The sequence below is a fragment of the Acinetobacter sp. NIPH 542 genome (genome assembly GCF_000369825.1).
In the GTDB taxonomy this organism is placed as follows: Bacteria; Pseudomonadota; Gammaproteobacteria; order Pseudomonadales; family Moraxellaceae; genus Acinetobacter; species Acinetobacter oleivorans.
The window spans coordinates 1,620,094-1,632,658 of record NZ_KB850206.1 but is presented as its reverse complement, the minus strand read 5'-3'; the positions used below and the strand labels follow the sequence as shown (position 1 = coordinate 1,632,658).

The following is a 12,565-nucleotide window of genomic DNA, read 5'->3' as shown; positions in this document are numbered from 1 at the left end:
GTCATACTACAGCACAAGTATAGATTCAAAAATTGAGGTAATGCACGTGATTTCTGTCGGAATTGTTGGTGGAACGGGTTATACAGGCGTTGAACTATTACGTATTTTATTACGACATCCTAAAGCGCAGGTTCGAGTTCTTACTTCACGTACAGAAGCGGGCAAACCAGTTGCAGATATGTTCCCTAATTTACGTGGACATACTGATCTTCAATTTTCTGATTTAAATATTGATGATTTAAAAAAGTGTGATGTTGTATTTTTTGCTACACCGCATGGTGTTGCGATGCAGCATGCAAAAGAATTGATTGCGGCAGGCACTAAAGTGATTGATTTGGCAGCTGATTTTCGTTTGCAAAATCTTGAGCAGTTTGAGAAATGGTATGGCATGGAGCATGCGTGCCCAGACGTTCTAGAAAACTCAGTATATGGTTTGGCTGAATTAAACCGCGAAAAAATTAAACAGGCGCAAGTTATTGGTAACCCTGGTTGCTACCCGACTACAGTCCAATTAGGTTTGGCGCCACTTTTGAAATCAGCGCAAGCATTGATTGAAACAAAAAATATTATTATTGATGCGAAATCAGGTGTTTCAGGAGCTGGCCGTAAAGCAAGCTTAGGCATGATCTATAGTGAAAATGCTGATAACTTCAAGGCTTATGGCGTTGCGGGTCACCGTCACCATCCGGAAATTGTTGAAGCATTAGAAAATATTTCTGGACAAAAAGGTGGCTTCGAAGGGCTCTTATTTGTTCCTCATTTAGTTCCAATGATTCGCGGTATGCTCAGCACAATTTATGTCGATTTGACAGAAACTGGAAAACAAACTGATATTCAGGCATTGTATGAGCAATTTTACGCAAATGAAAAATTTGTTGATGTGATGCCTGCTAACAGTTCGCCTGAAACACGTAGTGTGCGCGGTGCGAATGAGCTTCGTATTGCTTTATATAAGCCGCAGCCGAATAAACTTATTATTCTTGCGGTACAAGATAACCTTGTGAAGGGTGCATCTGGTCAAGCTGTACAAAATATGAACCTTATGTTCGGCTTTGATGAAGATGAAGGCTTACAAGGGATTGGTTTATTACCATAAAAAACTCTTTTTTGCTTCACACACATTTAAATTTCGATTTAAATGTGTGTCTTGACTCTGATCTTAAACACTGAGATGACGATGCAAAACTCTGGACAGACGACTTCAGCAGAAAGTTCGTTGCAAAAGAAAAATTTTTTAAATACTAATAAACCTTTGTTTATTGGTGCGGCTATTTTAATGAGTGGTTGTCTTGCGCTCGGCTATACAATTGGGCACCGTCAAGGTTTAACTGTTGTAGGTTACGATGCAGATGCAGAGCAATTGGTTGAAGTGGTGCAAAAGCAGAAAACAGCTTTAGATGCGGTTAATAAAAGCTTGAACGCTGCGGTACAAGAGCGTGATGTTGCTGTAACAAATGCAAATGATCTGTTTGAAGCTCTTAATCAGGCCAACGCTGATAAAACGCAGCAAGAAGGTATGAGTAATATCTACCGAGATATCTTGAGGCAGCGTGGTGGTTTAAGTTTGACCATTCAAAATTTGGCAATCAAACCTTTGCCTGAAAATGCTTATGAATATCAGTTGGATCTAGTACAGGTAAGCCCAAGTAAGCGCCGTGCTTCAGGATCAATTGAGATAAGACTCATTAAAGATACAGAAGTTTTAGTTGTACCACTTGAAGCTAAAAGCTTTAACTTTACTGACTTCGAGCGCTTAACAGGTCGTTGGACGATGCCTAAAGGTTTTACACCTCAATTTATTGAGGTACGTTTAACAGGCGGCTCTGATACACCAGTTATTAAACGTTTTAGTTGGCAGCGCGGTAAACCTGTCGAAACATCTTCTGCTTTCGTGGCAGAAATTCCTCAAGCTGAAGCAAATTCACAATAGTAACATCCTATGCGAACAAATAAGCGTCAAACAAACTTAAAAGATATTAAGGCTTCTTTTCAGCAGTCTGGTTATGTCGATTGGCACTTCCATCCACGCTTAAGTGATTCGCAAAACGAAGATCATGACGGAGAGGTTGTTGTACAAACAGCACCTCCTGAACTCAAGCGTCCGCCATTGTATGTAGTCGTATTAATGAATGACGATTACACGCCGATGGACTTTGTAATTGAAATTTTACAACAATACTTTGCAATGAATCTTGACCAAGCAACTCAAGTAATGCTAACAGTACACTATGAAGGTAAAGGTATTGCTGGGGTATATCCAAGAGACATCGCGGAGACCAAAGCAAACCTTGTTAATAATTACGCTCGATCGCAAGGTCATCCATTACTTTGCCAGATTGAGCCTAAAGCATAAGGGGGTTACATGCTCAGTCGTCAATTAGAAGTATCATTACGTTTGGCTGTTAGCATGGCTCGTCAAAAGAGACATGAGTTTCTTACAGTTGAACATTTATTATTAGCACTACTCGACAACGATTCGGCCGTGAATGCTTTAAAAGCATGTGGGGCCGATATAGTTTCTTTACGTAAAGAATTAGAAGAATATGTAGAACAGCATACTCCTAAGCTTGGCGAAAATAGCGAGCAAGCGCCTCATCCAACAGAAAGTTTCGACCGCATTTTGCAACGTGCTATTTTCCACGTGCAATCAAGTGGCGGCGATCGTACTGTTGAAGGCGCAGATGTTTTGGTCGCAATGTATTCAGAGCGTGATTCTTTTGCTGTGTATTTGCTTAAACGTCATCAAATCAATCGATTGACATTGACTCAATACTTGTCTCATGGGACACGTAAAGATGAAGTGCAAGTTGAAGAAGAAGTTGAAGATATTGAGGGTGAAACTAGCGCGGGCAATGCAGGACCATTAGAGCTTTATACGCTGAACTTAAATGTTGAAGCGCAAAAAGGCAAAACTGATCCACTTATTGGTCGTGAAAAAGAAATTGAGCGTACAGCACAAATTCTGTGCCGCCGTCGCAAAAATAACCCATTACTTGTTGGTGATCCGGGCGTTGGTAAAACCTCGATTGCTGAAGGTTTAGCATGGTTAATTGTGAATGGTAAGGCACCTAAACCTTTAAGTCAGGCTGAAGTCTATAGCTTAGATATTGGTGCATTAGTTGCTGGGACCAAATATCGCGGTGACTTTGAAAAACGTTTAAAACAATTGCTTAATGCTTTGAAGAAAAATCCAAATGCGATTTTATTCATTGATGAAATTCATATGATCATTGGCGCAGGCTCAAGTATGGGCAGCACAATGGATGCTTCGAATTTGATCAAACCGGCTTTGGCTAATGGTACTTTACGTTGTATCGGTTCAACGACGTTCCAAGAATATCGTCAGGTTTTTGAAAAAGATCATGCGTTATCACGTCGTTTCCAGAAAATTGACGTCAATGAGCCAAGTATTGCTGAAACAATTGATATTTTGCGTGGTTTAAAATCTAAATTTGAAGATTTCCACCACGTACAATATGACGATAAGGCATTGGTATCAGCTGTAGAGCTTTCTGCTAAATTCATTAATGATCGTTTCTTGCCAGATAAGGCAATTGATGTGATTGACGAAGCTGGTGCTCAGCGTCGTTTGAAAGCTGAAAGCGATGATAGTTTGATTACGGTAGAGAATATCGAAGATATCGTTTCTAAGATTGCTCGTATTCCGCCTAAAACTGTTTCTAAAGACGATAAGTCTGTGCTTGAAAATCTTGAGCGTGATTTAAAACGCGTTGTGTTTGGTCAAGATGAGGCAATTACTGCTTTAGGCTCAGCGATTAAGTTATCTCGTGCTGGGTTGAAATCACCAGATAAGCCAGTAGGTAGTTTTGTTTTTGCTGGCCCAACAGGTGTCGGTAAAACCGAAGTGACTAAGCAACTTGCGAAGCTGTTAGGTGTTGAGCTTGTGCGTTTCGATATGTCTGAATATATGGAACGCCATGCAGTTTCACGTTTGATTGGTGCGCCTCCGGGTTATGTAGGTTATGACCAAGGTGGGCTATTAACTGATGCGATTCATAAGAATCCACACTGTGTTTTATTGCTAGATGAAATTGAGAAAGCGCATCCAGATGTGTTTAATCTGTTGCTACAAATCATGGACCATGGTGCTTTAACGGATAATAACGGACGTAAGTCAGACTTTAGAAATGTGATTATTGTCCTGACTACGAATATTGGAGCAGAAAGTATTTCTCGTGCGAGTATTGGTTTTACTGAACAAGATCATAGTTCTGATAACCAAGAAGCAATGAAACGTGCTTTCTCACCAGAGTTCCGTAACCGTCTAGATAGTGTTATTCAATTCAAGTCATTACCAACAACTGTGATTGAGTCTGTGGTTGATAAATTCTTAACAGAATTACAAGCACAACTAGATGACAAACAAGTTGTACTTGATGTGGATCAAAGTGCTCGTGATTGGTTGGCAACAAATGGGTATGACCGCTTGATGGGTGCACGTCCAATGCAACGCCTCATTCAAGAACACTTGAAGAAACCACTAGCTGAAATGATTCTGTTTGGCGAACTTGCAGATCATGGTGGTAATGTGGCTGTATCAGTGAAAAATGAAGATGGCAAAGCTGTCGGCTTAAAACTTGAAGTTTTTGAAGATCATCATACGGCAGAACCAGCGTAAGTTATGTTAATTGATAGTCTTGCTATAACCCGAATACTAAGTGTATTCGGGTTATTTATTATCACAGCAATTGCTGAAATTCTTGGTTGTTATTTCCCTTATCTGATTTTAAGAGAAGGCAAGTCTGCTTGGCTGTGGCTACCTACAGCTTTAAGTCTGGCTGTCTTTGTATGGCTGCTGACTTTACATCCAGCAGCTTCTGGGCGCATTTATGCTGCATATGGCGGTATTTATATTTTTACTGCTCTCATGTGGTTGCGTTTTGTGGATCAGGTCGGATTAACAAGATGGGATATATTGGGTGGTCTAATTGTGCTTTGTGGAGCTGGCTTAATTATTTTACAACCACAAGGGCTGATTCGTTAACACAATGAATGAATCAAATCTTAAGCGTGAAAATAAGAAGTTTTTTCTAAAAAAAGACTTGTCAAAGCTCTCAACAATGCGTATTTTAGATTTAAGGAACATTTTTTAATATTTGAGATAAAGATGTTAAATCTATCTGTGAACACTAACGCTTACTATTACTTTTGGCAATTTAGATAGTTGCCTGAGCGTATTCGGGCATGAGAAAGTTGCCCATCACAGTTAATACCTGATCGGCAACCCCGATCAGGTTTTTTTATGCTTTATCTTTTTTGATTTGAGGAATTTAAAATGAACAATATGACTTATTCGTACTTTAGCAACTTTTATTGGTTTTACTTTTGCTTACCTTTACCAACGAATAGATCCAAAACGCTCAAATAAATGATCGGACTGAATAGATTGCAGTCCCAAGGAAAAACCAATGAATGCCCTAAATACTTTATTGACACAAAGCAATACAAAAGAAACACCAGTTAGTTTACCTGTCCAGTTAAAAGCAAAATATCCGCTTGCACACTCTTTCGTGCGTCAAATTGCCGAACATCGCCAAACTATTCAAAATATTCTTAACGGCAACGATCCTCGGTTAATGGTAATTACAGGGCCTTGTTCAATTCATGATCCGGTTGCAGTACTTGAATACGCTGAAAGATTGCAAAAATTACAAGAAAAAGTAAAAGATCAGATTTTTATCGTGATGCGTGCATACATTGAAAAACCTCGTACAACTGTGGGTTGGAAAGGTTTTATGTACGATCCAAATTTAGATGGCTCATCAAATTTACAACTTGGTTTAGAAAAGTCTCGCGAACTTTACCTGCAAATTATTGAAAAGGGTTTGCCAATTGCGAGTGAAATTTTAAGTCCAATGGCAACTGGTTATTTTGATGATTTATTGGCTTGGGGCGCAATTGGTGCTCGTACCAGCGAGTCTCAGATTCACCGTGAAATCTCAAGCCACATGCCATACAGCATTGGTTTCAAGAATGGTACAGATGGTTCAATTCAGATTGCATTAGATGCAATTCAGTCAGCACAAAATGAGCATCAATTTTTAGGAATGAATCAACAAGGCTTACCTTCAGTGATTCAGAGCGCTGGCAATCCATTACCACACTTGATTTTGCGCGGAGCAAATCATGGGCCAAATTACGATTTGGCTTCAATTCAGGCAATACGAGAAAAACACAAACAAAATCTTCCGGCATTAGTTATTGACTGTAGTCATGGCAACAGCAGTAAAGATCCGTTGCGTCAGCCAGAAGTTTTACAGCAAATCGTTGCGGAACGTTTAAAAACCCAAGTAAAGGGTGTCATGATTGAAAGTCATTTGGTTGATGGTAGCCAAAAGATTTCTTGTGATATGACTTATGGGCAGTCAGTAACTGATGGTTGTTTAGGTTGGGAAAAAACCGAGCAACTTTTGTTAAGTGTTTCTGAGCAATTAAAAGTGAAAGAGTTAGCTCATTCTGCTTAATCATTTGTCGACTTAAAAAGGGATCTACGAATAGATCCCTTTATTTTTTAAGAAGCATGTTTTAGTTCTGATAAGAATGTAGTGATTTCATGTCCAAATTTTTTCGGCTCGGTTAATAACGGTGTATGGCCTGAGCGCTCAAAATATATTGCTTTTGCGTGTTCAACACTATGTGCAATAAGTGTCTGTCCAGTTTCTGGATAAAGCGTCGAGTTGCGACCAATAAAGAAGGTTGTTGGGCATTGTAATTGTTGAATGGCTTCACGATAATCTTCATTGTGATAAAGATAATTTTCGACATACCAAAATAAATAATCTAGACGCTGAATTGGTAATAAGTATTTTTGTAGAAAAGGCTGTTTGAGCGCTGTTTTAAAAACTAAAGGGCTAAAAGGATTGCTGCTTTGTAACTCAATAAAATCTACCCAAAGACGAACCAGTTCTTGTCGATCTGGAAGGGATAATTCATAAAGATATTTAGCATTTTTGTGCTTTGATAATAATTGATAGATATCATTTAATAATTGTTTGAATTGGGGATGTAGAGGGCCGAATAAACCATATTCCCATGTTGAATCTACAGATATTTTAGGTGTTTGGTCGATATGTAAATAAGCTTTTAGTTGCTGTGCGAGATGAGCATGTTTCATACCATGCATGGCCGTTGTAGCACCCATTGAATAACCCATCAAGATAAAGTTATCCAGTTTTAATTGTTCTATTAAATGGGCGACATCTTGCCAGTGGCTAGAAATTGCATCTTGTTCAGGGATTGCACAGTTCTTTGAACCACCAAAACCACGCCAATCTGGAATGATAAACTCATAATCTTTACGGTTTGCATAAATAAAAGGAAGCCATTGCCAGCTTTGCATGCCAAGACCAGATAAAACCAAAACTGGTTCACCACGACCAACACGACGAACAAATAAATTTTCCCGATCGGGCATGGTGTAATATGGCATGACTATTCTCCAGCTACGCTATCTTGAGCAAAGCGTTTTAATTGAGGGATGACTTGTTCCAACCATTTAATCCATTCACTTTCCATCGTAATCCCAAGTTCTAAGATCATTTTGTGAATGTATAACACACGGTTATCTAGATCATCGTTATCTTTAAAATCCTTATCATAAATACTTTGATAAAGTTTTAGTTTCTCTTGATGTAAACCAAGATGTCTTAACAGCTCAGGTAATATCTGATTATTGCTCAATTGTGCTTCAGCACGCAATCTAACCATTAAATCATCACGAAGTTGTGCGGGTTCACTTTGTTGTGTCATCCATGAAGCTAGTTCAATACGCCCCAATTGTTCAACTTGATAGGTTTTTTTTCGACTATTTTCCATTTCATTTTCTAACGTTGAAACCCAACCTTTTTTCAGCATGTGGTTGAGTTCACGATAAATTTGCTGATGGGTAGCATTCCAGAAAAAACCGATTGAACGATCAAACCGGCGGGCAAGTTCGAACCCTGTACTTGGTCGTTCAAGCAAACTGGTTAATAAAACATGAGGAAGTGACATAGCAATCCGGTTTGTAAGCAAAAGTAAAGTGTGACTGATGAGATTATGCAACATGTTGCATAAAAGTCAAAATTTGATTATAAATTAATGCAACAAGTTGCATTAGCAAGCTTATTGCTAGCCAAAGGAGAAAATATGTCAGCTTATCCGCACTTATTGAAGCCACTTGATTTAGGCTTTACTACTTTAAAAAACCGTGTGCTTATGGGGTCTATGCATATTGGTTTAGAAGAAGCACCGCAGGGATATGAACGCATGGCTGCGTTTTATGCTGAGCGTGCAAAAGGTGATGTGGGGTTGATTGTAACTGGCGGTGTTTCTCCGAATGATGATGGTGTTGTATTTAGCCATGGTACGAAATTGGATACAGTTGAAGAAGCTGAAAAACATAAAGTGATTACCCAAGCCGTTCATGAAGCTGGCGGTAAGATTGCTATGCAGATTTTACATACTGGGCGTTATTCTTATCAGGCAAATAACGTTGCTCCTTCAGCAATTCAAGCACCAATTAACCCAATTAAGCCAAAAGCTTTAAGTTCTGCCGAAGTGCAGCAGACCATTGATGATTTTGCAAACTGCGCCAAACTTGCTCAGTATGCGGGTTATGATGGTGTGGAAATCATGGGTTCTGAAGGTTATTTAATTAATGAGTTCATTGCCGCACGTACGAATCATCGTGATGATGAATGGGGCGGTAGTTACGAAAACCGCATTCGTTTTCCTATTGAAATCGTAAAACGTACACGTGCTTTAGTGGGTGAAAACTTTATCATTATTTATCGTCTATCGATGCTTGATTTAGTTGAAGGTGGCTCAAGTATTGAAGAAGTGATTCAGCTTGCAAAAGAAATTGAAAAAGCAGGTGCAACTATTATTAATACGGGGATTGGCTGGCATGAAGCTCGGATCCCAACAATTGCGACCAAAGTTCCTCGTGCTGCGTTTACATGGGTTACTGAAAAACTTAAAGGTGAAGTCTCTATCCCTTTAGTTACTTCTAACCGAATTAATACTCCAGAAATGGCTGAGCATGTATTGGCATCCGGTCATGCTGATATGGTGTCTATGGCACGCCCAATGCTTGCTGATGCTGAATTTGTCTTAAAGGCAAGCGAAGGCCGTAGTGATGAAATTAATACATGTATTGGCTGTAACCAAGCTTGTTTAGATCACATTTTCTCAATGAAAATTGCAACTTGTTTAGTGAACCCGCGTGCATGTTATGAAACTGAACTTATTTTTAAAGATGCACAAGTTCAAAAGAATATTGCTGTTATTGGTGCAGGACCTGCGGGTTTAAGTTTTGCTGTATATGCAGCTGACCGTGGACATCAAGTTAAAATTTTTGAGGCTAGTCATCAAATTGGTGGCCAATTTAATATTGCAAAGACTGTTCCTGGAAAAGAAGAGTTCTATGAAACCTTACGCTACTTTGCTCGCCAAATTGAGTTACGACCAAACATTGAGTTGATTTTGAACCATAAAGCAACTTATGAAGAGTTGAGCCAAGCAAATTTTGATGAAATTGTGGTTGCAACTGGTGTAACGCCTCGTCAATTACAATTTGAAGGTATTGATCATCCTAAAGTTCTCAGCTATTTACAAGTTTTAAAAGAACGTGTGCCAGTGGGACAACGTGTAGCCATTATTGGGGCAGGTGGTATTGGTTTTGATACGGCTGAATATCTCACTCACGAAGGTGAAAGTGGCAGTTTAAACCCAGAAAAGTTTTATGAAGAATGGGGAATTGATACTCAATATGAGCATGTAGGTGGTTTAAAGCAGCCAAAAGTTGAGACTTCTGAACGAGAAATCTATTTACTGCAACGTAAGACTGCTGTTGTCGGTGCAGGTTTAGGTAAAACTACAGGATGGATTCACCGTGCAGGCCTTAAAAATCGTCAAGTTAAAATGCTTGCAGGGGTTCAATACGACAAAGTAGATGATCAGGGCTTACATATCACTATAGATGGGCAACCAAGTGTGCTTGAAGTCGATCATGTTGTGATTTGTGCTGGTCAAGAATCTTTCACTGCAATGTATGACCAATTAAAAACAGATGGAAAAAATGTTCATTTAATTGGCGGTGCTAAAGAGGCAGGAGAATTAGATGCAAAACGTGCAATACGTCAAGGTGCTGAACTAGCAGCGGTGTTATAAATTTTGTGGGGCATTTTTTTTATACGGAAATGCCCCTAACTTTATTGGTTAAATTACAGGATAAAATAACAATGACACTTGAAACTACAAAACAGTCTTTAGAAAAATGGCATCACATGATTCAGGTTGGTAACTTGTCCGATCTAAATGATTTACTGGCAGATGACGTAGTTTTTCGTTCACCAGTTGCCTATAAACCTTATGAAGGAAAGCAGGTCGTTTTCTTCATTCTTACCAATGTCATCCAAGTGTTCGAAAACTTTACTTATCATCGTGAGTTTTATACTGAAGATGGCGAGAATGTAGTGCTTGAGTTCAGCGCTAATGTCAGTGGCAAGTCATTAAAAGGTATTGATATGATTCGTTTTAATGAACAAGGCAAAATTGTTGATTTTGAAGTAATGATTCGTCCAATGAGTGGTTTAGCAGCATTGGCTGAACAAATGGGTATAAGAATTGCCAAGTTTCAACCGCAATAATTTTAGTAAATAGCCTAAGTAAGATAGAGACTAATAGAATGTGGTTAAAACTTTCAACTTTAGCATTGTTACCTGTACTTTTTGTGCAGGGAACAAAAGTTCGTAAGAATACACCACGCTTGCTAGAAGCCAGTGGTGAAAGAGAAGGCATGGTTGGCAAGGGCAGACCATTGTCTCTGCTTATTTTAGGAGACTCTGCCGCAGCGGGAGTTGGTGTTGAGACACAACAAGACGCTTTATCAGGTGCAATTATTTCTGAGTTACAAGATGAATATTTGATAAGTTGGAAGCTTCACGCAAAAACAGGTGATACTACTAAACAGGTTTTTCAAGCTTTACAGCATTTAGAACAGCAAAATTATGATGTTGTTGTTACATCTATTGGCGTTAATGATGTGACAAAATTGACGTCGGCGAACTCATGGATAAAACAACAAAAGCAATTATTTGAATATATACAAGTACGTTTTCAGCCTAAACTCATTATTGTTTCAGGCGTTCCGCCCATGCAACATTTTCCAGCTTTACCCAATCCATTGGCTTGGTTGTTTGGAAAATACGCGGAGCAAATGAATCAAGTATTATATAAATGGGTAGAAGCACAAAACCAATTTAGATTCATTCAATATGATATTGAAAGTTTTCAAGCTTTGAATCTGCCTATGGCAAGTGATGGCTTTCATCCGAGCAAAGAAATTTATGCAATTTGGGGACAGCAGGTTGCAGCATTAGTGCGGCAATCATTTAACTCATAATCAGAGGTCGTGATTGGATATGGGCATATCTACTTTAAATAAAATTAAAGCTTTCGGTTCAGAATTGTTTGACTCAGTACTCGGTGCTGAACAGCCAAAAATCTATTATGACCCACAAGGGAAAATTAAAGATGTTTTGGATAAGTTGCCCCAACTTAAGCAGAAATATCGTCCTACGCCATGGTTAACTAACAATCATGTCCATCTTTTATATTTCGATATTATTAGAAAAAAAACCATCAAGCTTGAATATGACCGTATTGAGCAACTCAGCATGAAAGATGGTGGTGTAACTGCAATTGCATGGTATGGCTATAATCTTCCGAAAGATACTCCTACAGTTGTTATCATGCACACCATTACAGGAACACCTGAAAGTATGCGTGAATTGGTGAGAGATATTCATCAATATACGGGATGGAGAATAGCACTATGTTTACGCCGTGGGCATGCGGGTTTACCTATGCCTGTACCACAGATTTCTCTTTTCGGATCAACCAGTGATCTTAAAGAGCAGCTTACGCATATTCAAAGTTTGTTTCCTGAATCGGATTTGTACGCAGTCGGGTCTTCTGCTGGCACAGGATTGTTAGTTCGTTATTTGGGTGAGCAAGGCTCTGACACACCATTTAAAGCTGCTTTTGCAATGTGCCCAGGCTACAACACTGAGATTGGCTTTAAAAATGTTCACCCGTTTTATAGCAAAATGATGACCAAAAAGTTATTTAAATATTTTATTCATCCTTATCAAAGTACTTGGAATCAGATTGCTTCTTTAGAAAAAGTTCTTGCAACGACGAGTCTCGAAGAGTTTGAAAAAGAATACTTTGAAATGGCCGGTTTTCAGGACTATCAAAGTTATTGTCAGGCGATTAATCCAATTTATGTATTTGAAAATGTCAAAATTCCATTAATGATTCTTAATGCTGAAGATGATCCAGTATGTTCTATTAAAAATTTAGAGCCGTATAAAGAAACTATTCAGCAAATGAGTAATATTGCAGTGGTAACCACTAAAAAGGGAAGTCATTGTGGTTTTTATGAAGGTTGGAAAAGTACTTCATGGGCAGCCAAATTAATATCGAATTATTTTATGGTTGATCATAAACAATGATTGTGTTGCCGTAATTGTTTCAATAAAGCCCATTCAATAGATGG

The 12,565-nt window shown here is 38.8% G+C and carries 12 protein-coding genes; 10 read left to right on the top strand and 2 right to left on the bottom strand.

What is annotated here, in order from left to right; all coding sequences use genetic code 11:
* Nucleotides 1-40 precede the first annotated feature (40 nt).
* The 6 genes from argC to F886_RS13080 all read left to right on the top strand — a co-directional run bounded on the left by argC (nucleotide 41) and on the right by F886_RS13080 (nucleotide 6,485).
* Nucleotides 41-1,096 (top strand): N-acetyl-gamma-glutamyl-phosphate reductase, encoded by a 1,056-nt coding sequence (gene argC, locus F886_RS13105; protein WP_081402179.1) that lies wholly within the window; start codon nucleotides 41-43, stop codon nucleotides 1,094-1,096.
* A gap of 75 nt (nucleotides 1,097-1,171) precedes the next feature.
* Nucleotides 1,172-1,930, top strand: a complete 759-nt coding sequence (locus tag F886_RS13100; RefSeq protein ID WP_080645537.1) for a DUF6776 family protein — start codon at nucleotides 1,172-1,174, stop codon at nucleotides 1,928-1,930.
* 9 nt (nucleotides 1,931-1,939) lie between these two features.
* On the top strand, nucleotides 1,940-2,353 hold the full coding sequence (gene clpS / locus F886_RS13095) for an ATP-dependent Clp protease adapter ClpS (protein WP_005306116.1): 414 nt from the start codon (nucleotides 1,940-1,942) through the stop codon (nucleotides 2,351-2,353).
* 9 nt (nucleotides 2,354-2,362) lie between these two features.
* Nucleotides 2,363-4,639, top strand: coding sequence for an ATP-dependent Clp protease ATP-binding subunit ClpA (gene clpA / locus F886_RS13090; protein WP_005306114.1), 2,277 nt, complete (start codon nucleotides 2,363-2,365; stop codon nucleotides 4,637-4,639).
* Between the two features lie 3 nt (nucleotides 4,640-4,642).
* Nucleotides 4,643-5,005, top strand: a complete 363-nt coding sequence (locus F886_RS13085) for a YnfA family protein (RefSeq protein ID WP_005306112.1) — start codon at nucleotides 4,643-4,645, stop codon at nucleotides 5,003-5,005.
* 424 nt (nucleotides 5,006-5,429) lie between these two features.
* The gene (locus F886_RS13080; protein WP_005306109.1) at nucleotides 5,430-6,485 is read left to right on the top strand and encodes a 3-deoxy-7-phosphoheptulonate synthase; all 1,056 of its coding nucleotides are present in this window, start codon (nucleotides 5,430-5,432) and stop codon (nucleotides 6,483-6,485) included.
* A gap of 47 nt (nucleotides 6,486-6,532) precedes the next feature.
* On the opposite strand, the gene F886_RS13075 is transcribed toward F886_RS13080, so the two are convergent.
* Both F886_RS13075 and F886_RS13070 read right to left on the bottom strand, forming a co-directional pair.
* On the bottom strand, nucleotides 6,533-7,450 hold the full coding sequence (locus F886_RS13075) for an alpha/beta fold hydrolase (RefSeq protein WP_005306106.1): 918 nt from the start codon (nucleotides 7,448-7,450) through the stop codon (nucleotides 6,533-6,535).
* Between the two features lie 2 nt (nucleotides 7,451-7,452).
* Nucleotides 7,453-8,013, bottom strand: coding sequence for a PadR family transcriptional regulator (locus tag F886_RS13070; protein WP_005306103.1), 561 nt, complete (start codon nucleotides 8,011-8,013; stop codon nucleotides 7,453-7,455).
* A 135-nt stretch (nucleotides 8,014-8,148) separates the two neighbouring features.
* Here F886_RS13070 and F886_RS13065 point away from each other — a divergent pair, with 135 nt between their 5' ends.
* From F886_RS13065 to F886_RS13050, 4 genes are all read left to right on the top strand, one after another.
* Entirely contained in the window at nucleotides 8,149-10,173 is a 2,025-nt protein-coding gene (locus F886_RS13065) for an NADPH-dependent 2,4-dienoyl-CoA reductase (protein ID WP_005306100.1), read from the top strand.
* A 71-nt stretch (nucleotides 10,174-10,244) separates the two neighbouring features.
* Nucleotides 10,245-10,652 (top strand): nuclear transport factor 2 family protein, encoded by a 408-nt coding sequence (locus F886_RS13060; protein WP_005306097.1) that lies wholly within the window; start codon nucleotides 10,245-10,247, stop codon nucleotides 10,650-10,652.
* A 38-nt stretch (nucleotides 10,653-10,690) separates the two neighbouring features.
* The gene (locus F886_RS13055) at nucleotides 10,691-11,407 is read left to right on the top strand and encodes an SGNH/GDSL hydrolase family protein (RefSeq protein ID WP_005306094.1); all 717 of its coding nucleotides are present in this window, start codon (nucleotides 10,691-10,693) and stop codon (nucleotides 11,405-11,407) included.
* Nucleotides 11,408-11,426: 19 nt separating this feature from the next.
* A complete protein-coding gene (locus F886_RS13050) occupies nucleotides 11,427-12,521 on the top strand; it encodes a YheT family hydrolase (protein ID WP_005306092.1) in 1,095 nt (364 codons plus the stop codon).
* Nucleotides 12,522-12,565: the final 44 nt, after the last annotated feature.

What these genes read in the sequence shown, in the direction of transcription:
- F886_RS13100 (WP_080645537.1), top strand. Translation starts at nt 1,172, where the DNA reads ATGACGATGCAAAACTCTGGACAGACGACTTCAGCAGAAAGTTCGTTG.
- F886_RS13055 (WP_005306094.1), top strand. Translation starts at nt 10,691, where the DNA reads ATGTGGTTAAAACTTTCAACTTTAGCATTGTTACCTGTACTTTTTGTG.
- F886_RS13080 (WP_005306109.1), top strand. Translation starts at nt 5,430, where the DNA reads ATGAATGCCCTAAATACTTTATTGACACAAAGCAATACAAAAGAAACA.
- F886_RS13065 (WP_005306100.1), top strand. Translation starts at nt 8,149, where the DNA reads ATGTCAGCTTATCCGCACTTATTGAAGCCACTTGATTTAGGCTTTACT.
- argC (WP_081402179.1), top strand. Translation starts at nt 41, where the DNA reads ATGCACGTGATTTCTGTCGGAATTGTTGGTGGAACGGGTTATACAGGC.
- clpA (WP_005306114.1), top strand. Translation starts at nt 2,363, where the DNA reads ATGCTCAGTCGTCAATTAGAAGTATCATTACGTTTGGCTGTTAGCATG.
- F886_RS13050 (WP_005306092.1), top strand. Translation starts at nt 11,427, where the DNA reads ATGGGCATATCTACTTTAAATAAAATTAAAGCTTTCGGTTCAGAATTG.
- F886_RS13085 (WP_005306112.1), top strand. Translation starts at nt 4,643, where the DNA reads ATGTTAATTGATAGTCTTGCTATAACCCGAATACTAAGTGTATTCGGG.
- F886_RS13070 (WP_005306103.1), bottom strand. Translation starts at nt 8,013, where the DNA reads ATGTCACTTCCTCATGTTTTATTAACCAGTTTGCTTGAACGACCAAGT.
- F886_RS13075 (WP_005306106.1), bottom strand. Translation starts at nt 7,450, where the DNA reads ATGCCATATTACACCATGCCCGATCGGGAAAATTTATTTGTTCGTCGT.
- clpS (WP_005306116.1), top strand. Translation starts at nt 1,940, where the DNA reads ATGCGAACAAATAAGCGTCAAACAAACTTAAAAGATATTAAGGCTTCT.
- F886_RS13060 (WP_005306097.1), top strand. Translation starts at nt 10,245, where the DNA reads ATGACACTTGAAACTACAAAACAGTCTTTAGAAAAATGGCATCACATG.